At 63.0% G+C, this 20,123-nt stretch carries 16 protein-coding genes and 2 other RNA genes; 1 reads left to right on the top strand and 17 read right to left on the bottom strand.

The window, feature by feature from the left end:
* Positions 1-158: 158 nt before the first annotated feature.
* The 7 genes from ssrA to pduL form a co-directional block, all read right to left on the bottom strand.
* Positions 159-508: a transfer-messenger RNA gene (ssrA, locus tag B5E65_RS13915) on the bottom strand.
* A 25-nt stretch (positions 509-533) separates the two neighbouring features.
* Positions 534-1,007, bottom strand: coding sequence for an SsrA-binding protein SmpB (gene smpB, locus B5E65_RS13920; RefSeq protein WP_087172370.1), 474 nt, complete (start codon positions 1,005-1,007; stop codon positions 534-536).
* Between the two features lie 73 nt (positions 1,008-1,080).
* Complete coding sequence (gene recR, locus B5E65_RS13925; RefSeq protein ID WP_087172371.1) at positions 1,081-1,680, bottom strand: recombination mediator RecR; 600 nt, start codon at positions 1,678-1,680, stop codon at positions 1,081-1,083.
* Positions 1,681-1,709: 29 nt separating this feature from the next.
* Positions 1,710-2,048: a YbaB/EbfC family nucleoid-associated protein gene (locus tag B5E65_RS13930; protein ID WP_087172372.1), complete on the bottom strand. Its 339-nt coding sequence runs from the start codon at positions 2,046-2,048 to the stop codon at positions 1,710-1,712.
* Positions 2,049-2,062: 14 nt separating this feature from the next.
* The gene (dnaX, locus tag B5E65_RS13935) at positions 2,063-3,769 is read right to left on the bottom strand and encodes a DNA polymerase III subunit gamma/tau (protein WP_087172373.1); all 1,707 of its coding nucleotides are present in this window, start codon (positions 3,767-3,769) and stop codon (positions 2,063-2,065) included.
* 74 nt (positions 3,770-3,843) lie between these two features.
* Positions 3,844-3,942: signal recognition particle sRNA small type (ffs, locus tag B5E65_RS16870), an RNA gene on the bottom strand.
* Positions 3,943-4,093: 151 nt separating this feature from the next.
* Complete coding sequence (gene pduL / locus B5E65_RS13945) at positions 4,094-4,657, bottom strand: phosphate propanoyltransferase (protein ID WP_087172374.1); 564 nt, start codon at positions 4,655-4,657, stop codon at positions 4,094-4,096.
* A 142-nt stretch (positions 4,658-4,799) separates the two neighbouring features.
* Between pduL and B5E65_RS13950 the strand changes: the two genes are divergently transcribed.
* Entirely contained in the window at positions 4,800-5,369 is a 570-nt protein-coding gene (locus tag B5E65_RS13950; protein WP_087172375.1) for a uracil-DNA glycosylase, read from the top strand.
* Between the two features lie 222 nt (positions 5,370-5,591).
* On the opposite strand, the gene B5E65_RS13955 is transcribed toward B5E65_RS13950, so the two are convergent.
* The 10 genes from B5E65_RS13955 to B5E65_RS14000 all read right to left on the bottom strand — a co-directional run bounded on the left by B5E65_RS13955 (position 5,592) and on the right by B5E65_RS14000 (position 19,999).
* A complete protein-coding gene (locus B5E65_RS13955; RefSeq protein ID WP_087172376.1) occupies positions 5,592-6,413 on the bottom strand; it encodes an SGNH/GDSL hydrolase family protein in 822 nt (273 codons plus the stop codon).
* A gap of 20 nt (positions 6,414-6,433) precedes the next feature.
* Positions 6,434-7,519, bottom strand: coding sequence for a DUF4982 domain-containing protein (locus tag B5E65_RS13960; RefSeq protein WP_242957564.1), 1,086 nt, complete (start codon positions 7,517-7,519; stop codon positions 6,434-6,436).
* A 71-nt stretch (positions 7,520-7,590) separates the two neighbouring features.
* On the bottom strand, positions 7,591-10,137 hold the full coding sequence (locus B5E65_RS13965; RefSeq protein ID WP_087172378.1) for an RNA polymerase sigma factor: 2,547 nt from the start codon (positions 10,135-10,137) through the stop codon (positions 7,591-7,593).
* A gap of 206 nt (positions 10,138-10,343) precedes the next feature.
* Positions 10,344-12,710: a homocysteine S-methyltransferase family protein gene (locus B5E65_RS13970; protein ID WP_275532881.1), complete on the bottom strand. Its 2,367-nt coding sequence runs from the start codon at positions 12,708-12,710 to the stop codon at positions 10,344-10,346.
* Positions 12,688-13,356, bottom strand: coding sequence for a hypothetical protein (locus B5E65_RS13975; protein ID WP_087172379.1), 669 nt, complete (start codon positions 13,354-13,356; stop codon positions 12,688-12,690). The genes B5E65_RS13970 and B5E65_RS13975 overlap by 23 nt, the downstream gene beginning before the upstream one ends.
* Positions 13,357-13,368: 12 nt before the next feature.
* Positions 13,369-14,235: a methylenetetrahydrofolate reductase gene (locus tag B5E65_RS13980; protein WP_087172380.1), complete on the bottom strand. Its 867-nt coding sequence runs from the start codon at positions 14,233-14,235 to the stop codon at positions 13,369-13,371.
* A 4-nt stretch (positions 14,236-14,239) separates the two neighbouring features.
* On the bottom strand, positions 14,240-14,464 hold the full coding sequence (locus tag B5E65_RS13985) for a DUF3006 family protein (RefSeq protein WP_087172381.1): 225 nt from the start codon (positions 14,462-14,464) through the stop codon (positions 14,240-14,242).
* Positions 14,464-15,486: a ComEC/Rec2 family competence protein gene (locus B5E65_RS13990; RefSeq protein ID WP_087172382.1), complete on the bottom strand. Its 1,023-nt coding sequence runs from the start codon at positions 15,484-15,486 to the stop codon at positions 14,464-14,466. The genes B5E65_RS13985 and B5E65_RS13990 overlap by 1 nt, the downstream gene beginning before the upstream one ends.
* Entirely contained in the window at positions 15,423-17,297 is a 1,875-nt protein-coding gene (locus tag B5E65_RS13995) for a YgiQ family radical SAM protein (protein ID WP_087172383.1), read from the bottom strand. The genes B5E65_RS13990 and B5E65_RS13995 overlap by 64 nt, the downstream gene beginning before the upstream one ends.
* A gap of 71 nt (positions 17,298-17,368) precedes the next feature.
* Positions 17,369-19,999 (bottom strand): DNA translocase FtsK, encoded by a 2,631-nt coding sequence (locus B5E65_RS14000; protein WP_087172384.1) that lies wholly within the window; start codon positions 19,997-19,999, stop codon positions 17,369-17,371.
* Between the last annotated feature and the right edge of the window lie 124 nt (positions 20,000-20,123).

The following is a 20,123-nucleotide window of genomic DNA, read 5'->3' on the forward strand; positions in this document are numbered from 1 at the left end:
TTTTGCTGTAGTGCGGTTGGCGTTACCCGCTTCTATTTTAGCAAAAGGAGGTTCTTTTTTTCCGTATCAACGCTCGTGCTATATTCGCCCACAAGCATAGCTTGTGGTTCTTATATGAATTGAGAGCCCCGGAAACCGTTTGTTTCCGGGGCTCTCTCTGGTGGAGATGAGGGGAATCGAACCCCTGTCCGAAAAGAAGTCGACGAGAGTATCTCCGGGTGCAGTTTGTCTACAACATTCCCGCCGCGCCAGGCCGGCAAACAGGCCGACGCTTTGGTAGCTTCATGAGTTCATGGCCGCCCGCAAAGCTTAGGGCTGCTCACGTTCAGTGTCTAAATGATGCCCTGGCCCCACGCAACACTAACGTGGGCAGGACAGCCGCCTATAATTAGGCAGCGACAGCTAATTTATTGTTGTTAGCTATTTTTTTGGAGGCATTTATAGTGTGGCCCCCATCCACTACCCGCTGCTCGCGTGTTCCTCTCCCCGTCGAAACCTTTACATCCCCATGAAAAACAGGCACGGGGCCTGTTTTATCGGTTGTTGTGGGACTTGAGCGCCCGGTCAATGTCACGCTGTGCAGCACGGCGGGCATCGGTTTCCCGCTTGTCGTACAGCTTCTTGCCCTTGCAGACGCCCAGTTCCAGTTTGACCCGCCCGCGCTTGAAGTAGAGCGAAAGCGGAATCAGGGTATAGCCCTGCAGTTTAATCTGCTGGCCCAGCTTGCGGATCTCGTTCTTGTGCGCCAGCAATTTACGGGCGCGTAAGGGATCCCGGTTGAAGATATTGCCCTTTTCGTAGGGACTGATGTGCAGCCCCCGGACGATCAGTTCGCCATCCTCCACGTCGACCCAGGAATCCTTCATGTTGACCGTGCCCTGCCGCAGGCTCTTGACCTCTGTGCCTGCCAGCGAAATACCGGTCTCCAGAGTTTCCATCACGAAATACTCATGCCGGGCCTGCCGGTTGACGGCGATGGTCTTGGTGCTTTGTTTTTCTCCGGCCATGCCGTCACCTCCCCTGCCTGGTTGGTAGTATAGTATATCCCATCCGGGATAAAATGTCAAATCCCGCCGCGGTTTACAGATCGCCCCGGCCGGACAGTGCCCGGTAGAGGGTGGTTTCGTCGGCGTACTCCAGACTGGAGCCCACCGGCAAACCATAGGCCAGACGGGTGGTGCGGATGCCCAGCGGCTTGATCAGCTTGGCCAGATAGAGGGCGGTAGCCTCCCCTTCCACAGTGGGATTGGTTGCCATGATGACCTCCTTGACCGTGCCGTCCTGCAGGCGGGCCAGCAGCTCCTTGACGCAGAGCTGCTCCGCGCCGATACCGTCCATGGGCGAGATCAGGCCGTGCAGCACATGGTACAGGCCGTTGTACTCCCGGGTGCGCTCAAAGGCGGTTACATCCCGGGGGCTTTCCACCACGCAGATGACCGACGGGTCCCGCTTGGGGCTGGAGCAGATGCGGCATACCTCCTGCTCGGTATAATCCTGGCAGATGCGGCAGCGATGCAGCTTGGTATGGGCATCCTGGATCGCGCTGGCAAGCTCGGCAGCTTCCTTGGGATCCATGCTCAGCACCTGATAGGCCATACGGGTAGCGCCTTTGCGGCCAATGCCCGGGAATTTGGAAAACTGTTCCACCAGACGCTCCAGCGGCGCGGCGTTATACCCCATGGATGGTGTTCCTCCTTACTGCCCGGCGATTAAAGGCCGGGAATGTTCATGCCGCCGGTGAGCTTGCCCATCTCGGCCTCGGCATCCTCGTCCACCGCGCGCACCGCGTCGTTGACGGCAGCGGCAACCAGATCTTCCAGCATCTCGATGTCTTCGGGGTCCACAGCGTCCGGCTGGATCTTGATGGCGGTGACCTGATGCTTACCGGTCATGGTGACCTGCACCATGCCGCCGCTGGCGGTGCCGGTGTACTCTTTCTGCTCCAGCTCCTCCTGCTTGGCCTTCATGTCCTCCTGCATCTTCTGGGCCTGGCGCATCAGCGCGTTCACGTCGGGTTTGCCGTATCCCTGAGGCAGTCTTGCTTTCATGTTTGGTATCTCCTTTATGTTTTATCGTGGTAAATCACGGGTACCCCTTGTTCTTTCAGGGTTTTCAGGGTATCGTCCAGCACCTGCGCACCGGACGGGCCCTCGGTTTTGGGCGGCTCATACGGGCCGATGCCGCAACGAACGCCCACGCATTTCTGGATGGTCTGCTTGATGAGCTCCTGGGCTTCCTTGTTGACCCGGATGAAATCCCGGAAGGTATTGCCTGCGTCGATCAGCACCCGGCGGCCGTCAAAAAACGCGCGGGAGTGTTCCAGATAGGCAAAGAGCATGGACTCCTTGTTCTTTTCCAGCTCCTCCAGCACCTTGCTCCACTGGGGGAACAGCTGCGGTTCACCGGCGGGAGCCTGGGGTGCGCCACGCTTGGCCACGGGGGCAAACGGCACATCCGCCGCCCAGGTCTGGGCGGGCTGGGAAGGCTGCTCCTGGCTTTGCGCCGCGGGAGCGGGCTGAACGGCAGGCGCCGCTGCCGGAGCAGGCTGTGCTGTTTGGGCAGGCTGCTGAGCCGGCGGCGTGCTGTGGATAAAGGGCTGCGTGGAGGCGGACGCCACAAACGGCTGGCTGGCAGGCTGTGCCGCCGGAGCGGCGGCTGTGCGGGCAGGCGCGGGGGCCGGAGCGGCCGCGGTTTCCTCCGTGAGGGAGAAAAGGGCCAGTTCCAGCTCGATGCGGGGATCGGTGCCCCGGCTCATCTTTTCCAGCGCGGAACCCAGTGACCGGATGGCCTGCACAGCTTTTGCCAGCGGCACCTGGCTGCATTTTTGCAGATACAGGCTCTCTTCCTCCCCGGACACGCCGGTGAGCAGGGCTTTGCCGCCGGGCATGGCAGCCAGCATCAGGTTGCGGTAATGGCTGATCAGTTCCTCGCACAGGCGGCGCAGATCCACCGACCGCTGCCGCAGCTGGGCGATCTCCGCCAAGGCGCGGGAGGGGTCTTTCTCGGTCACCGCGTCGCTGATGGCAAAAAGGTAGCTGCGGTCGGTCACGCCGGCCATGCGGCGCACCAGTTCCTCGTCGATCTGTTTGGACATGCCCGCGCAGGTATCCAGAATGGAGAGCGCGTCACGCAGGGCGCCATCCGCCAGACGTGCAATGAGCATGGCCGCGGCCTCGTCCAGTTCCAGATTTTCCTGCTGGGCCACATACCGCACCCGGCCCGCGATATCCTCCGGGCGGATACGGCCGAAGTCATACCGCTGGCAGCGGGACAGGATGGTGGCCGGGACCTTGTGGATCTCGGTGGTGGCCAGAATGAAGATCACATGGGAGGGCGGCTCCTCCATCGTCTTGAGCAGCGCGTTGAAAGCCGCTGTGGACAGCATGTGCACCTCGTCGATGATATACACCTTGTACCGGCACAGGCTGGGGGTATAGGCGGTTTCGTCCCGCAGGTCGCGGATGCTGTCCACGCCGTTGTTGGAGGCGGCGTCGATCTCGATCACGTCCAGGATGCTGCCGTCGTCCACGCCCCGGCAGATGGCGCACTCCCCGCAGGGATTGCCCTCATGGGGATTGGTACAGTTGACCGCCTTGGCGAAGATCCGGGCGCAGGTGGTTTTACCGGTGCCGCGGGTGCCGGTGAACAGATAGGCGTGGCCCACCCGGCCGGTGGCCACCTGGTTTTTGAGCGCAGATACGATCGCGCTCTGCCCTACCACGTCTTCAAACACGGCAGGCCGCCATTTGCGGTACAATGCCTGGTACACAGGCGCACACCTCCCCCACAAAGCCGTACAAAAAACGGACAGCGCCCGCGGATGCGGGTGCGTGGCTCGGCATACGGATGCAGGCGATCTGCGGCGCACAGGGCGGGCCACTTAATGCTGCTCGGTTCCCCGCCTGACATGGTTCATGGAGCCCCGTCGCACAGGACCCGCATCCGTATGCCGAACAGCGCACCTATATACCGGCTCTGTCCGAACACGGTATATTATATAACAAAACTTTGCAAATTGCAAGACCGGCAGACAAAAGGCCGGGCGGGCAGCGCAATGGCTGCCCGCCCGGCCGCAGTGCCGTTTGGATCAGAGTTAGCGGACGATCTCGCCCTCGGTGGCGCCCAGGCAGGCGTTGGACTCGTCGGTATCGATGTGCATGGCAGTGGCAAAGTCGCTGCGCACACGGATGACCACGTCGTCAAAGATCAGCTTACGGCCTTCCTTGCCGCAGGCAACCTTCACGATCTCCTTGTCGGAAACGCCCAGCTTCTCAGCGTCTTCGGGGGTCACATGGATGTGACGCTTGGCCACGATCACGCCCTCGGTCAGCTCCACTTCGCCGCAGGGGCCAACCAGCTTGCAGGCGCCGGAACCGGCAATGTCGCCGGACTCACGGACGGGAGCTACGATGCCGATGGAACGGGCGTCGGTAGCAGACAGCTCCACCTGGTCCGCGTTGCGGCAGGGCCCCAGGATGGACACGTTGGCCAGCTCCTTCTTGGGGCCGACAACGGTAACGCGCTCGTTGGACGCGAACTGGCCGGGCTGGCTCAGTTCCTTCTTAACGGTGAGCTGATAACCCGCGCCGAACAGAGTCTCCAGGGTCTGCTGGGTAACATGTACGTGACGGGCCGAAGTTTCTACCAGAAATTTCATTTTTCTCTTCCTCCTGTGTCGCCGGGCAGACTGGCCGCCCTGGGCGCATTTACATTTTTATTGTAGCACATTCAAACGAAACTTCAAGACAAAATGCCGCGGCTGTGGTATAATCGCTTCAGAACACAAGGAGGGCAGTTTTATGGATTTTGAACAACTGCGTCAGGCCTGCACCACCTGCGAAAAGTGCGGCCTGTGTGAAACCCGCCAGCACGTGGTGTTCGGCATGGGCAACCCGGAAGCCGAGGTCATGTTCATCGGCGAAGGCCCCGGCCAGAACGAGGACGAACAGGGCCTGCCGTTTGTAGGCCGCAGCGGCAAGCTGCTGGACCAGTATCTGGAAGCGGTGGATCTGTACCGGGACAAGAACATCTTTATTACCAACATCGTAAAATGCCGCCCGCCCCAGAACCGGGATCCGCTGCCCGAGGAATGGGACGCCTGCCTGCCCTGGCTGCGGGAGCAGTTCCGGATCATCCGGCCCCGCATCATCGTGTGCCTGGGCCGCATCGCCGCCCAGCGGCTGATCCGCCCGGACTTCTCGGTGACCAAGGAGCATGGGCAGTTCTTTGAGAAGAACGGCACCTGGTTCATGGGCACGCTGCATCCCGCCGCGCTGCTGCGCAATCCCCGGCAGAAGCCCGACGCTTTTTCGGACTTTGTAGCCCTGCGGGAGAAGATCCAGCAGGTGTGCGACCACACCTACGACTGATCGTTTTCTTCCGCCGCCGAAAGCAGCGCCGCAAAGACGAACAGCACGGTAATGAGCAATCCGGCCAACGCCTGCATCCGTATCACCTCCGCGCCCATCCTAGCATGAGGCCAGGGGCAGAATGGGGCGGAATCCGTTGAAGCGGCACGGTTCGGCACGAGCAGAGAAAAACAGGCAAAACGGGACGCATCCCTAAAGGGTTGCGTCCCGTTTTTGTTTTGCTCAGCCCGCCAGGTATTCCAGCAGCTGGCGTTCCTGCTCCAGGCCCCACCAGTCGCGGTAACCGGCTTTAGTGGGATGGATACCGTCGTTCATATACAGATCCCGTTCCGCATCGGAGATGGCGTTGAACTCGTCGCTGCTCCACAGGTCCAGAACCCAGATGCCCCATTTTTCCTGCAGTTCCAGCAGGCGGTCCACCATCGCGCCGTAGGCTTCACTGTCGTAGCGGCTGTCGGTGAAGAACACCACCGGGCAATCCCAGGTCTCTTGCGCGTAGCAGATGATATACTCCATCGCGCCGGTGATAGTGGAGGTATCAAAGTCCTCCAGATTCTTGCTGCCCGAGATTTCTCCCAGAGGTTTGCGCTTTGTTGCGTCGTTGGTGGACAGCTGGCAGACGAACAAATCGAACGGCTCAAACTTGTCCAAATTGTACATTCTCTGCACATAACTGCTCTTTCCGTTATCCACAAGCGTAGTTCCGCCGACTGCTTCCTTCGTTAAGGCGCAATCGAAGCGTGCCGCCAGATACTCGCCCACCGCGTAGCCCTCAGAGGCTGCGCCCTGTGCCACAGAAGAACCCAATACTGCAATTTTTCCACCGGCAAGCGGGCTGTTTTCCATCGCTGTCAGTTGCGAAAAGTCGTATTCCGGCTTATTGCCCGGATGATTCTTGATCTTGTTCTCCCGGATAAATCCGAACGGGCCGATACCGCCCAGGATTCCCAGAACCAAAAGCTGGGCCAGCGTCAGAACCAGCACTACAGCCACTACAATCTTAAGAATCTTTTTTGCCCGGCTGCCATTCTTTGTCTTTTCCATTTTGCTCAGCGCCCCTTTCGTTATTTTTCCGCAATGGCTATCTCCGCCGTTGCATTCTGCTTACCGTCAGAGACCGAAACCAAAATATTGCCGCGCTCCCCCGCTCTTACCACGGCCAGGGCGCGCCCCTGGTAGGTGGTGAAGCGGCCAGCATCGTATCGCTCTTCGGTGCAGGGGTTGGCACTGCCGAACGCCAGCAGCTCGCCGCCGCGCACCTGAACCGTCAACGCGCGGTCCGCATTTGTTTCCAGCACGCCGTCTGCATCAGTGAGCGATACCGGTACATAAACGATCTCACCCGGGCGGACGCTCTGCTTTTCAGGTTTTACGGTGATGCACACCGGGCCGGTGGCGGAACGCAATTCCGAACGAGAGAGCTCCTCTCCCTTTTCGTCGTAGGCGATGGCAGTCAGGGTACCCGGCTGGTATCGGGTATTGAAGATAGTCTTATAGTCTTTCAGCCGTTTTTTGCCCAGGCTTTTCCCATTCAGCAGCAGCTGGACGCTGTGCGCCCTTGCATACACCTCGATCTGCGCCTTGTTTCCCTCGCAACCCTGCCAGGACCAGCTTTCCACCGCATTGGTGGCGCGCCAGACCGACTTGGAGGGGCGCACGCCCGGATGGTTGACCGGCCGCACCCCGATCACCGGTTTACGGCAAAGGCCCCAGACCACCGCCGCATAGCGGCAGGAAACGTCCGGCACGCCGAGGATATCCACCACGCCGGCCCCCGACAGCAGCCAAGGATAAGGCCGGTTGAAGGGCATCCCGCCGTTGTAGCTCCAGGCGCCGATGCCTGCTTCGCCCAGGTAGTCCCAGGCAGCCCACATGAAATCTCCGATCAGATAGGGGTATTTCTCCACCATCTTCCAGTTTTTATAGATATCCTGCGGAAAGGTTTCGCTGCCAAAAACGATCCGGTTCGGATGGGCTTTTTCTTCCAGCGGGTAGCGTCCCGAAGCGTAGTTATAGCCCGCAATGTCCAGACTGTCCAGGAACGGGCTTGTCAGCTCGTCCACCCGCCTGGAATTGCCGCCCTTGTTCATGCCGGTGCCGATGAAGCTGGCCATGATGTTGAACGCATGTTTGCGGATGAGTATTGCCACTTATTTGGGACGCAACAAACAAGCGGGAGGCCCCGGCAGTGGGGGGCCTCCCGCTTGGCGTTTTATCGGATTCAGGGGACAGTGATCGGAATGGTAAAATCGCAGTCCCAGCGGTAGAGCGGCTGGGTGAAGGTCAGGTTGGCGGCGTACAGGCCGGGTTTATACCGCAGCAACAGGCCGGAAAGCTGTGTGGTGCCGTCCTCCGCCAGGGCGTATTGTCTTTCGCAGGCAGTGCCCTCGGAACCCTCGGCTGTAGCGCCGAATTTCACCCCTGCCGACAACAGGGTATAGTCTTTCCAGGTTGCCTGCAGGGTCAGGTCCAGTTCCGCTTCCAGGGGCAGCTCGTTCAGGGAAACGATGCTGCCGTCCGGCATGCCGATGGCCATTGCCGTATCCTGGTACAGGATTTTCCCCTCCTCCGTTGTGGCCAATACCGGGAAGTTTTCGGCGCGGCCCAAACACCGGACAGTGCCGATCTGAAGCCTGCCGCCGGGCAGGATTGTCTCGCCCACCGGCAAGCTCTCCCCTTCCTGCTGCGGCAGCGGAACCGCCACCAGCGCATCGGGCCCGGTCAGATACAGACTGGGCAGGCAGAGGGTGTATTCCCCGGCCGGCAGGTTGCCGAACTTCCAGCTGCTGTAGCTGCCGTCCCGGCCGGGGGTGTAGGTTCCGGTGTAAGCGGTGCCGTCGGCAGCCAGCAGGGTCACCGGCTCATCGGTGGCCCCGGGCAGCGGATTGTGGGCGATCTGGGGAGACACAGTCAGCTTGCCGGGCCCTTTCTCTGGATACACCGACACGGTGACCGCCCCGTTTACCCGGCGGGGAACCGCCGTCAGGGTGCACTCCTCCCGGGTGACGGTGTATTCCGCGGCTGGTGTTTCCGGTTCCACCGTAAAGGAAAGTGCAAAGGGATGTTCCCACCGATAACACAAGGAGCCGTTCCGGGTGACCGGGGCAAAGGTCAGCTGCTCGGTTCCCGCCGGGACGCCGAGGCAATAGCCGGTCAGCTGCTGCCAGCTGTTTCCGTCTGCCTCGGTGTGTGTGGTGTAGAGGGGCTGGGCCACCGGGTCCTCATACACCCCCATCATGCCCGGCGCGGGCGGCATGAGATTGCTCAGAGCCGCCAATACCCTTTCCGGATCGTCGCCATTCCAGACGGCATCCACCACCCACCAGCTGTAACCAGGATACCGGCTTTCCTCCCGGAACTGCACGGGCAGGTCATCTGCGGCGGCGGGACGCAGATTTTCCAGTGTAAGGGTGCCGCCCGGCAGCGCCAGTTCCGTGCCCGCCCCCGCCTGGGCGGGCATCACGGCGGTTTTGACAAATTCTCCGGCAAAATCCTGGTACACAAACGGCACGTTCAGGGTATACTCCCCCGGTTCGGCGGGACCGAAGTACCAATCCAGGCCGGCCCGCTCGTCAAAGGGAACGTAAAACTCCGGCTCACCGGTCAAAACGCTGCCATCCGGCGCGGTTACGGTGATGGGCTGCGACGGCCCGCCGAAGCCGCCCCAGATTCCCTCGTTGCAGGAGTACTGGGTGCGGTACTCCCCCTGATGCAGCGGATAGATCGTAACAATGAGTTCCCCGTTTTCCAGCCGGGGCATTGCCAGCAGGCCGCCATCCTCTTCGGTGAGGAGCCAGGCACCCGCGCTGGACAGGTCGGTAATTTCCTGCGCGGCGGTAAGCTGCAGGCTGAGCGGGGTATCCCACAGGGTCAGGGTCACCGCCAGGCTGTCGGAACGGCCTACCGGTTTGGTAGCTGCCATCAGCCGGTAGTTGTAGGGGCCGGGTGAGGCAGCGTCGCCGGAATCCGCCATTGTCCAGGAAAGGAGTTCTACCCCCTCCAGCTGGGGTGACAATGCGGTGACCGGCGATTCGGCGCCATAAAGCGCCATGTCGATGGTCAGCAGGCCGTTCTGCCACAGGGCATCCTGTATCTGGATCTCGTAGTCTCCGTCCTGCGCCGATACCGGCTCCGCCAGCAGATAGGTGCCCTGGGTGGGATCGGTATTGACGCCGTAACCGGGCACCAATCCGAAATACCGCAGAACCACATAGGCACAGGCGGCCAGCAGGGCCAGCAGCGCCAGTACAAGGCCCGCCACCCACAGCGAACGCAGCTTCTTCAAACTGCGCTGGTGCCGCTTTTTGACCGTTTCATAGGGCAGATCCAACGCGGCGGCAATCTCGCGGGCGCTCATCCCCCCGTAGTATTTCATCCGCAGAATCCTGCCGTCCAGCTCCGGCAGGCTGTCGATCAGCTGGTTCAGTGCCGCCCGGTCTTCCAGAGACAGCGGGTTTGGCGCTTCGGGGATTTCTTCCTCTGCGGCGGTGGCCGGGCGGCGGTGCGCGGCGCGCCAGGCATCGATGGAGCGGCGGCGGGCAATCAGCGCCAGGAAGGTTTTCAGGCTGCCCTTTTCCGGGTCGAACTCATCCCGGCGGCGGTAAAACTCGGCAAACACGTCGTTGACGCATTCCCGTGTATCCTCGGTATTCTGCAAAGCCCGGGCGGACACTGTCCACACCAGACCGGCGTATTGTTCCAGCAGCCGGGCCATGCCCTCTTCCGGGTCACGGTCCAGCAGGGCCAGAATCTGCGCATCCGAACGCATCCGGCAGACCCCCTTTTTCGACTGTCACTATAAGAATTATGACAAACAGGAGATTATGGGACAAGATGCCGGAAATTTTTTACACAGTAAATGGCAGAATCGGTAGGGATATGTTCTGCACCGGTCGCGCTTTTATCCCCATTGGACACCAATACGGCAAAACAGGCACACCGCCGATCGGCGGTGTGCCTGTTTACGGTCGCTGATTAGCCGAACAGCTTATTGGCAATGTCGGCGGTGGCTTTGGCGTCCCGGGCATAGAAATCCGCGCCGATCTCGGCGGCATATTCCGGGGTGAGAACCGCGCCGCCCACCACGACTTTGCAGGGCAGGTTTTCCTGCCGCAGCAGTTCAATGGTGCGGCGCATGCTGGGAAGGGTGGTGGTCATCAGGGCGGACAGACCCACCAGCGGCGCGCCGGTGCGGCGTACCGCTTCCACCACCCGCTCGGGGGCCACGTCCCGGCCCAGGTCGGTGACCTGGTAACCGTAGTTTTCCAGCAGCACCTTGACGATGTTCTTGCCGATGTCGTGGATATCCCCCTGGACGGTGGCCAGCACGATGGCGCCCCGGCTTACCGGGTTGCCGCCCTTTTCTGCCAGCGCCACCCGCACCTGCTCAAAGGCGCTTTGGGCAGCGGCCGCGGACTGGAGCAGCTGGGGCAGGAACAGCGTGCCTTTCTCAAACCCCTGGCCTACCCGATCCAGTGCGGGCACCAGATGGGCATTGACCACTTCCAGCGGGTCGGTGGTTTCCAGCAGGCGGCGGGCTGCCGCGGCGGCCTCGGATTTCAGGCCCTGTTCCACCGCCTGTTCCAGGCTGACCTGGCCCGGCTGCGCGGCGGCAGCGGCCGGGGCGGCATTGACGTAGCGGGCAATATAGGCAGTGCTGCCCGCATCGATGCCGGAGAGCACCCGGTAGGAGGCCACGGCGGCCATCATGGGTTCGGCATTGGGGTTCAGGATCGCCAGGTCCAGGCCACGGGCCATGGCCAGGGTCAGGAAGCTGACGTTCAGATATTCCCGGCAGGGCAGGCCAAAGCTGATGTTGGACACGCCCAGAATGGTGCGCACCCCCAGCTCCCGCTTGCAGGTTTCCAGCGCCCGCAGGGTATCCATCACGTGATCCTGCTGGGCGCTGGCAGTGAGGGTCAGGCAGTCGATGTAGATATCCTCCGCTTCGATGCCGGCGGCCAGCGCCGCGTCCCGGATGCGCCGGGCCACCGCCACACGGGCTTCGGCTTCGGCGGGAATGCCGGATTCGTCCAGCGTCAGGCCGATCACCGCCGCGCCGTATTTTTTGCACAGGGGCAGGATGGTGTCCAGCACCTCCTGCTTGCCGTTGACCGAGTTGACCAGCGGTTTGCCGTTGTAGACCCGCAGGCCCCGTTCCAGCGCGGCCGGGTCGGAGGAATCCAGCACCAGCGGCAGATCCACCACCGCCTGCAGGGCGCGGACTGTCTTTTCCATGAGGGCGGGCTCGTCCACACCGGGCAGGCCCACATTCACGTCCAGCAGCTGGGCCCCGGCCTCCATCTGGCTGACCGCCTGGCTGAGCAGGTAATCCATATCCTGTTCCCGCAATGCCTGCTGGAACCGCTTTTTGCCGGTGGGGTTGAGCCGCTCGCCCACCACGGTGGGGCCGCTGATCTCTACCGCACGCACCGGCGTGCAAATGCGGGAAACCGATTCCATCTTTCGGAGCGGGGGTACAAACCCGGCAAACCGCTGGGCCAGCAGGCGGATGCACTCGGTATCGGTGCCGCAACAGCCGCCCACCATCGAGACGCCCAGTTCCTTATAGGGTTCCATGGCGGCGGCAAACTGCTCGGCGGTCATATCATAGCCGGAGCCGTCCGCCCGGGGCAGGCCCCGGTTGGGTTTGACGAACACAGGGATACCGGCGTTGGGCACACACGCGCACAGCCGGCGGGCCAGGGGCAGGATCTCGGTGGGGCCCAGAGAGCAGTTGATGCCGATGGCGGACGCGCCCAGGCCCGCCGCCACGGCGGCAAAGCTTTCCACGCAGCAGCCGGTAAAGCTGCGGCCGTTGGCTTCAAAGGTCATGGAGACCAGCACCGGCTTGTCGCTGTTTTCCCGGCAGGCCAGCAGCGCGGCTTTGACCTCGTACAGGTCGGTCATGGTTTCCAGCACGATCACGTCCGCGTCCTGCCCGGCCCGCACGGTGCGGGCAAAGGCCTCATAGGCATCCTCAAACCGCAGCGTACCGGCAGGTTCCAGCAGTTCGCCCAGGGGGCCGATGTCCAGCGCCACCAGCGCGCCGGTATCAGCAGCGGCACGCCGGGCACAGGCAATGGCGGCGGGCACCAGCTGCTCCACCGTGTAGCCGGTACCGGCCAGCTTGTGCTCCGAGGCGCCGAAGGTATTGGCATAGAGCAACTGGGCGCCGGCTTCGGCGTAGTCGTGATGGATGCGTTCCAGCAGATCCGGCTGGGTCAGCGCCAGGGTTTCGGGGCGCACGCCCAGCGGCAGGCCCGCGGCCTGGAGCATGGTGCCCATGCCCCCGTCCAGAATGGTGGTGCGGGAGGTATCAAACAGTTGGTTCAGCGTCACAGAAGGTCCCCCTTTTTCGATAGGCACAGGTGGTGCGCAGCGCGCAGGTGGCACAGCCCGCCCGATGGCCGCGCCGGGGCGTATCCCCGATCCCCAGCAGGGCGGTAACGCTCTTGCAGGGGGTGAGCATACAGCTGGGCGCGGTGGACAGGCCGATGGCCCGGTGGGTATCCAGCAGGCGGCAGAGCACCGGCTGGGCGGCAAGCGGATAATCCCCGTAGCCGGGTGAGAACCGGCCGGTCAGGTACAGGCCGTTCTGCTGCCACTCTTGGCGCAGCAGGGTTTCGTATTCGTCGCAGACCTGTTCCACCAGCGCCGAAGCCAGCGCGTCGGCGGCAGCGGCAGCGGCCACGTCGGTGGCGGCCAGACGGCGCAGCAGCGCGTCCACGCCGGGGCCCAGGGTGGCGGCGAAAAGCAGGGTCTGGGGGCTGTCGCCCAGATGCAGGCGGATGTCCCGCCCGGCGGTGAGTTCGGCGGGCAGCTGCCCGGTGGGCACCGCCCGCGCCGTGCCCCGGGGAGACGCGGCCTGCCAGAGCGGTGCGGCGCAGCATTCCAGCAGCGCCCGGGAAGCGGCGTCCCCTTCCGGGACGCCCAGATAACGCAGCGCCTGGGAATAATCCGGCGCAGCGGGAAGCGGCAGTTGCATGGGCGGCTCCTTTTACAGCAGGTCCGCGATGCCCTGCCAGACGCGGCGGGCCACTTCCGGGTTGTTCATGGCGTACAGATGCACGCCGTCCGCGCCGCCCTGAATCAGGCCGCGCAGCTGTTCGATGGCGTAGTCGATGCCCGCGTCGTAGAGAGAGGCGGGGTCATCCTGCCAGCGGGCGATCATCTTGGTGAACTTGGGCGGCAGGCTGGCGGCGGACAGGGCCACGGTGCGCTGGATCTGCCGCTGGTTGACGATGGGCATAACCCCCGCCGATACCGGCAGATCCACCCCGGCCTTGCGGGCCATGTTCAAAAAGCGGTAGAAGTGCAGTTCATCAAAGAACAGCTGGGTGACCAGATGGGTCACGCCCGCCTGCTGCTTTTTGAGCAGGTTGGTCACGTCCTGGGCCAGGGTGGCGCTTTCGGGGTGGCCTTCCGGATAGCAGGCGCCGGACAAGCCGAAGCTGCCGTACTGCCCCTGCACAAAGGCGGCCAGGTCGCTGGCGTGCAGGAAGGGCGGCTGCAGCGGACGTTCCGGGTTTTTGTCACCCCGCAGGGTGAGCACGTTGCGGATGCCGGCGGCAAACAGTTCGTCCAGGCGGGCGCGGAGCACTTCCTCGCTGGCACCCACGCAGGTCAGATGGGCCAGCGGCTCAATGTTCAGTTCGTTTTTCAGAAACGAGGCAATCTGGCAGGTGGATACCCCGCCCGGCGCCGTGCCGCCCGCCCCGTAGGTTACGCTGATAAAATCGGGTTTCAGTTCCGCCATCTGGCGCAGGGCGTTCTGCAGGGATTCATAGCTGGCCTGCTGCTTGGGCGGAAAGACCTCCAGCGAAAACACACAGGGTTTTTGGGCGAAAAGCTGGCGAATGTACATAGGGTCAGGGCTCCTTTCGGTTCAGACGGTCAAGGCGTGCCCGGATGCGGGCGCGCCGGGCCTCGGTGGCGGCAGGGTCGGTATGCCAGAGGTTGTCGCTCTCCTGCCGGACCAGATCGCCTTCGGCCACGCCGGGGGCAAGCTGATCTGGGGCAACGGTGAGGGTACGGCCCTCCTCATCCTCCAGATAGACGGTACGGGGGGTAATGCGGTCCACGGAACAGAGCATCAGGCAGCCTCCTTTTCGGTCTCAACCTGCAGCTGGCCGTTTACGCGGCGCACGGTAATGGTGCCCTGCAGGTCGGTGCGGTAGATCTGCGCGCCGATGGCGTTCAGTTTATCCAGGGTTTCGGCGTCGGGATGGCCGTAGTCGTTGTCCACCCCGCAGCTGATAATGGAAATCTGCGGCCGGACATAAGACAGAAACTTCTCCCCGCTGGAGGTGGACGAGCCGTGATGGCCCGCTTTATACACCTGGGCGGACAGGTTTGCGCCGCTGTCCAGCAGGTCCTGCTCTACCCCGCTCTCACCGTCGCCGGTGAACAGGTAGGTCAGGTCCGGGGAATCAAAGCGCCCGGCGATGCTCAGTTCGTTGTAGTTCTTGGTTTCCACCCCCGCGCCCAGCACGGTGAGGGTGCCTTCGCCCAGGGTGAAGGTCCAGCCCGGCTGGGCCGTTACGGTGGGAATGTTCTGGGTTTCGATCTGTTCCAGGACCTTTTCAAAGGTGCGGGTGGTGGGCAGCGGGGCTTTGTCAAAGTCCGGCAGCAGCACCTGCTTGACCGTAAAGGTTTCCAGTACATCGGCCATGGCGCCGATATGGTCGGCGTGGGGATGGGTCATAATCAGCAGATCAATGGTCTGCACCCCGGCGGCCTGCAGGTCGTGGATCAGTTCCTCGTCGTGGGCAGAGTCCGCCGCGTCGATCAGGATGAATCCGCTTCCCTGCTGGATCAGGGTTGCGTCCGCCTGGCCCACATCCAGAAAGCGCAGCGTGGTGGTCTCACCGGAGGCGGAGCCGGAAGGCGCGCTGGAGGAGGCCGGGACAGAGGCGGCGGGCGCGGAGACGGAGGAAGAACCATCAAAGACGGGCAGCCCCTCCCAGGGAGAGGGACCACCCATATAGTGGTTGACCCCGAGGATGGCCACCAGAGCGGCGGCCAGGCCGATCAGGGTACGGATCAGGTTATTCAGCGCCGCTTGCTGCTGCGCCGTTTTGCCGCGGGAGCGGCGGGACGTTTTTCGTTTTGCCATGGCTTACTTTCCTTTCGGCGGGCACTGGCGGGAACCAGCAGGGGGATCAGGTCTTCCCGGTGGGTCAGCTTCAGCGCTTTGACGACCCGGGCGGCGTTGCGGGGCTCATAATACTGGAGCAGTGCCCGCTGCAGCGCCTTGCCCTCGGGGGTCTTTTCCACGAACACGGGTTTCAGGGTATAGGGGTCAAGACCGGTGTAGAACATGCAGGTGGACACGGTGCCGGGGGTGGGATAGAAATCCTGCACCTGCTCCGGCCGGATGTGGTTGCGGTACAGGTATTCGGCCAGGATGACCGCGTCCTTCAGGGTACTGCCGGGATGGCTGCTCATCAGGTAGGGCACCAGATACTGCTGCTTGCCTGCCTGCTTGGTGAGCTCATAGAACCGCTTGGAGAACTTGTTGTAGGTTTCGATCGGCGGCTTGCCCATATAGGCCAGGGTGGCGGGGGCGCAGTGTTCCGGGGCCACCTTGAGCTGACCGGAGATGTGGTGCTGCACCAGTTCCTTGAAGAAGCTCTCGTCCTTGTCACGGATCAGGTAGTCGTAGCGGATACCGCTGCGGATGAACACCTTTTTCACCCCGGGAATGGCCCGCAGGCGGCGCAGGATGCCCAGATACTCGCTGTGATCCACGATCAGATGGGGGCAGGGGCTGGGGGCCAGGCACTTTTTGCCGCCCTGGCACATGCCCTCCCGCATCTGCTTGGCGCAGCTGGGAAGACGGAAGTTGGCGGTGGGGCCGCCCACGTCGTGGATGTACCCCTTAAAGCCGGAGCTCTGGGCGATGCGCTCACCCTCGGCCACCACGCTGTCGGCGCTGCGGCTGGTGACGCGGCGGCCCTGATGCAGGGTGATGGCGCAGAAGTTGCAGCCGCCGTAGCAGCCCCGGTTGTGGATGATGGAGAACTCCACCTCCTCAATGGCGGGTACGCCGCCCAGCGCGTCGTAGCTGGGATGGTAGCGGCGGGTAAAGGGCAGGGCCGCCACCTCGTCCAGTTCCCGGCGGGTCAGGGGCTTGGACGGGATGTTCTGCACCAGGTATTTCTGGCTCTGTTTCTGCACCACGATCTGGCCGGAGACCGGGTCCTGGTTGTCCATCTGGATGCGGCAGGCCCGGGCATAGGCCACCTTGTCGGCCTTGACCTTATTGAAGCCCGCGCACTCCACGTATTTTTCCGGCAAACCGGCAAAGTCGGTCATGTAGCAGGTACCGGCCACATCCCGAATGGATTCCACCGGTTCCCCGTTTGCCAGACGGCGGGCAATGGTGCGGGTCTGGTGTTCCCCCATGCCGAAGGAGATCAGGTCCGCGCCGGAGGTCTCGGCGATGCTGGGCAGCACCTCGTCCATCCAGTAGTCGTAATGGGCAAACCGGCGCAGGGAGGCTTCCAGACCGCCCAGGATCACCGGCAGGTCGGGATAGGCCTGTTTGGCCAGCTGGCTGTACACGGTGGCGCTGCGGTCGGGACGGCGGCCCGCCTTGCCGCCGGGGGTGTACTCATCCTCGGCGCGGCGCACCTTGGCCACCGAGTAGTGGGCTACCATGCTGTCCACGTTGCCGCCGCCGATGAAAAAGCCGTAGCGGGGACGGCCGAATTCCTTAAAGCTTTCGCAGGTGGTAAAATCCGGCTGGCTGAGCACGCCGACCCGGAAGCCCTCCGCTTCCAGCACCCGGCTGATGATGGCCGCGCCGAAGCTGGGATGGTCCACGTAGGCGTCGCCGGTGACCAGCACATAGTCCACCTGGTCCCAGCCCCGGCTCTCCATGTCCTGGCGGCTGATGGGCAAAAATTCTGTATACATATACATCGCTCCTTATGTGCCTCACAGGGCAATACCGCGCCGCCCCGTCGGGCGGGTCGGCGCGGTTTCGGACCCGGTCAGGCGTCGGTGCTTTCCGGGTTGTTCATGGTCATTTCGATCAGCTGCTGGCGGGTCATCAGCACCTCGCGGGGCTTGGCGCCCTGGTAGGGGCCGATGATGCCCAGCTGCTCCATCTCGTCCATAATGCGGGCGGCACGGGCATAGCCCAGCTTACACCGCCGCTGCAGCAGGCTGGTGGATGCCAGGCCTGCGTCGATGACCACCTCGGCGGCCTGACGCAGCATCGGGTCGTGGCCGCCATCCTCGTCGCCGCCGCTCTCCGCGCCTTTTTCGGGCACGGCGCGTTTTTCCATTTCGGCGATCATCTCTTCATTGTACTGGGAGCTGTTGTCCTTCTTGACGAACTCCAGCACCGAGGCGATCTCTTCATCCTTTACATAGGTGCCCTGGATACGCACCGGCTTGGAGGCGCCTACCGGCATGAAGAGCATATCGCCCATACCCAGCAGCTTTTCCGCGCCGCCGGAGTCCAGGATGGTACGGCTGTCCACCTGGCTGGACACCGCAAAGGCGATGCGGCTGGGAATGTTGGCCTTGATCAGGCCGGTGATAACGTCCACACTGGGACGCTGGGTGGCCACGATCAGGTGCATGCCCGCGGCGCGGGCTTTCTGGGCAATGCGGCAGATGTAGTCCTCCACCTCTTTGCCCGCCACCATCATCAGGTCGGCCAGCTCGTCGATGATAATGGCGATATAGGGCAGCTTGTCCACGTCGCCGGCTTCGGCGGCCATCCGGTTGTAGCTCTTGATGTCACGCACGTTGTTCTCGGCGAACAGGCGGTAGCGGCGCTCCATCTCGGCCACCGCGCTGCCCAGCGCGCCCGCCGCCTTGCGGGGTTCGGTGACCACCGGCATGAGCAGGTGCGGGATGCCGTTGTACTCGGCCAGCTCCACCACCTTGGGGTCGATGAGGATCAGTTTTACATCCTCGGGGCTGGACTTATACAGGAAGCTGATGATAATGCTGTTGACACAGACCGATTTACCACTACCGGTGGAACCGGCAATCAGCAGGTGGGGCATCTTGCACAGGTCCGCCACCTGGGGCGCGCCCGCGATGTCCTTGCCCAGGGCGATGGTCAGCGGCGAGGCGCTCTTGGTGTAGACCGGGGTCTCAAAGATGCTGCGGATGAACACCGGCGAACTGTGCCGGTTGGGCACCTCGATGCCCACGGCGGGCTTGCCGGGGATCGGGGCCTCAATACGGACACCGGCGGTGGCCAGGTTCAGGGCGATGTCGTCGGCCAGGCTGGTGATACGGCTGATCTTGACGCCGGCCAGCGGCTGCAGCTCATACCGGGTGACCGAGGGGCCGCGGCAGATATCCAGCACACGGGTCTTGACGCCGAAGCTTTCCAGCGTACCCACCAGGACCTCGGCGTTCTTGCGCAGTTCGTCCTCCACGCCGGTGTCCTCCCCGGCAGGGGACTCCTGGAACAGGGTCAGCGGCGGGTAGTGATAGGCTTCCGGCTCGCCGGCGGCGGCAGGCGCCATCCGCATCTGATCGCCGGGTTCGCCGGTGACCTTGGCCGGAGTGAGCGAGGGTTCCGCCATGGCCTTGCGCACCAGGTGATCCAGCTCGCCGCCGGAAGCGGGCGCGGCCTGAGCCTCTACGGCAGGCTCCATCTCGGCAGACGGCTGCGGCTGGGCAGGCTGAGCAGCTTCTTCCGGATTCAGGAAGGAGAAGTCCGGCGGGGCGGGCATCTCCGGCTCCGAACCGGGCAGGGTGATGGTGGTTTCAAAGACCTCTTCCGGCTCGGCAGGGGCGGCGGCGGGGAACTGCCCGAAGGTACCGCCCGGGCCCACGACCGGTTCGTCCGGTTCGGGGCGCACCGCCTCGCCAGCGGTCTCGTTGATCGGGTCGGGGCCCAGATCCACGTCCACCGAACGACGGCACACCCGGGCAGGAACACGGGGTTCCGCGGCCTGTTCTTCCAGCTGACGGCGGCGGGCCTCCTCCCGGGCTTCTTCCCGGGCTTGACGGCGGGCTTCCCGCTCTTCCTGGCGCTCCTCATGATCGGCCTGCCAGTCGCCGAACAGATCGGCCAGGAACTGCCAGGCATCGCCGGGGGTCACGCCGGTGATCAGCATGACGCTGGCCAGCAGCAGGATGATCAGGATGATGCGGGCTGCAATGGGGCCGCAGAGCAGCAGCAGGCTGCCGCCTACAAGGCCGCCCAGCACACCGCCGCCAAACAGGTTCTGGCCGTTCTGGAACAGCGCCGCCATGACGCCCTTGAAATCCAGCCCGGACAGCTGCACCGGCGAAAAGGCTACCAGACAGCCGCAGAGCATGATGAAAAAGGCCAGCGCGCGCAGGCAGCGGGCACGGATGGGCTGTTCCAGCGCCACCAGCACCGCCCAGTAAAGCAAAAACAGCCCCAGCAGGTAGAACGGCATTCCGAACACCCCGAACAGAGCGGTGCGGACGGCTTTCCAGGCGGATTCGCCGGGGACAAACGCCATGGCGCAGAGCAGCAGCCCCACGCCGAACAGCAGGATGCTCCAGCTTTTATCCAGTTCCGGCGGTTTCTTTTTGCTGCGGGTAGTGGTGCGCCTAGTACCCGCCGTGGATTTTCCCGTACCCGAACGGGCCGTGGTCGAATTGCGTTTTGTTTGTGCCATAGTCCCTGTAACTCCCTCAAAACAATCGGCAAAGGGCGGTGTCCGCCCCACCCCGGCACAGACCGAGCCGGAGAAATGCACATAGATAGACTTATATATTGTACCACCAAACCGGGGATTTGTA

The sequence above is a fragment of the Gemmiger sp. An120 genome, assembly GCF_002160955.1.
Taxonomy (GTDB): Bacteria; Bacillota; Clostridia; order Oscillospirales; family Ruminococcaceae; genus Gemmiger_A; species Gemmiger_A avium.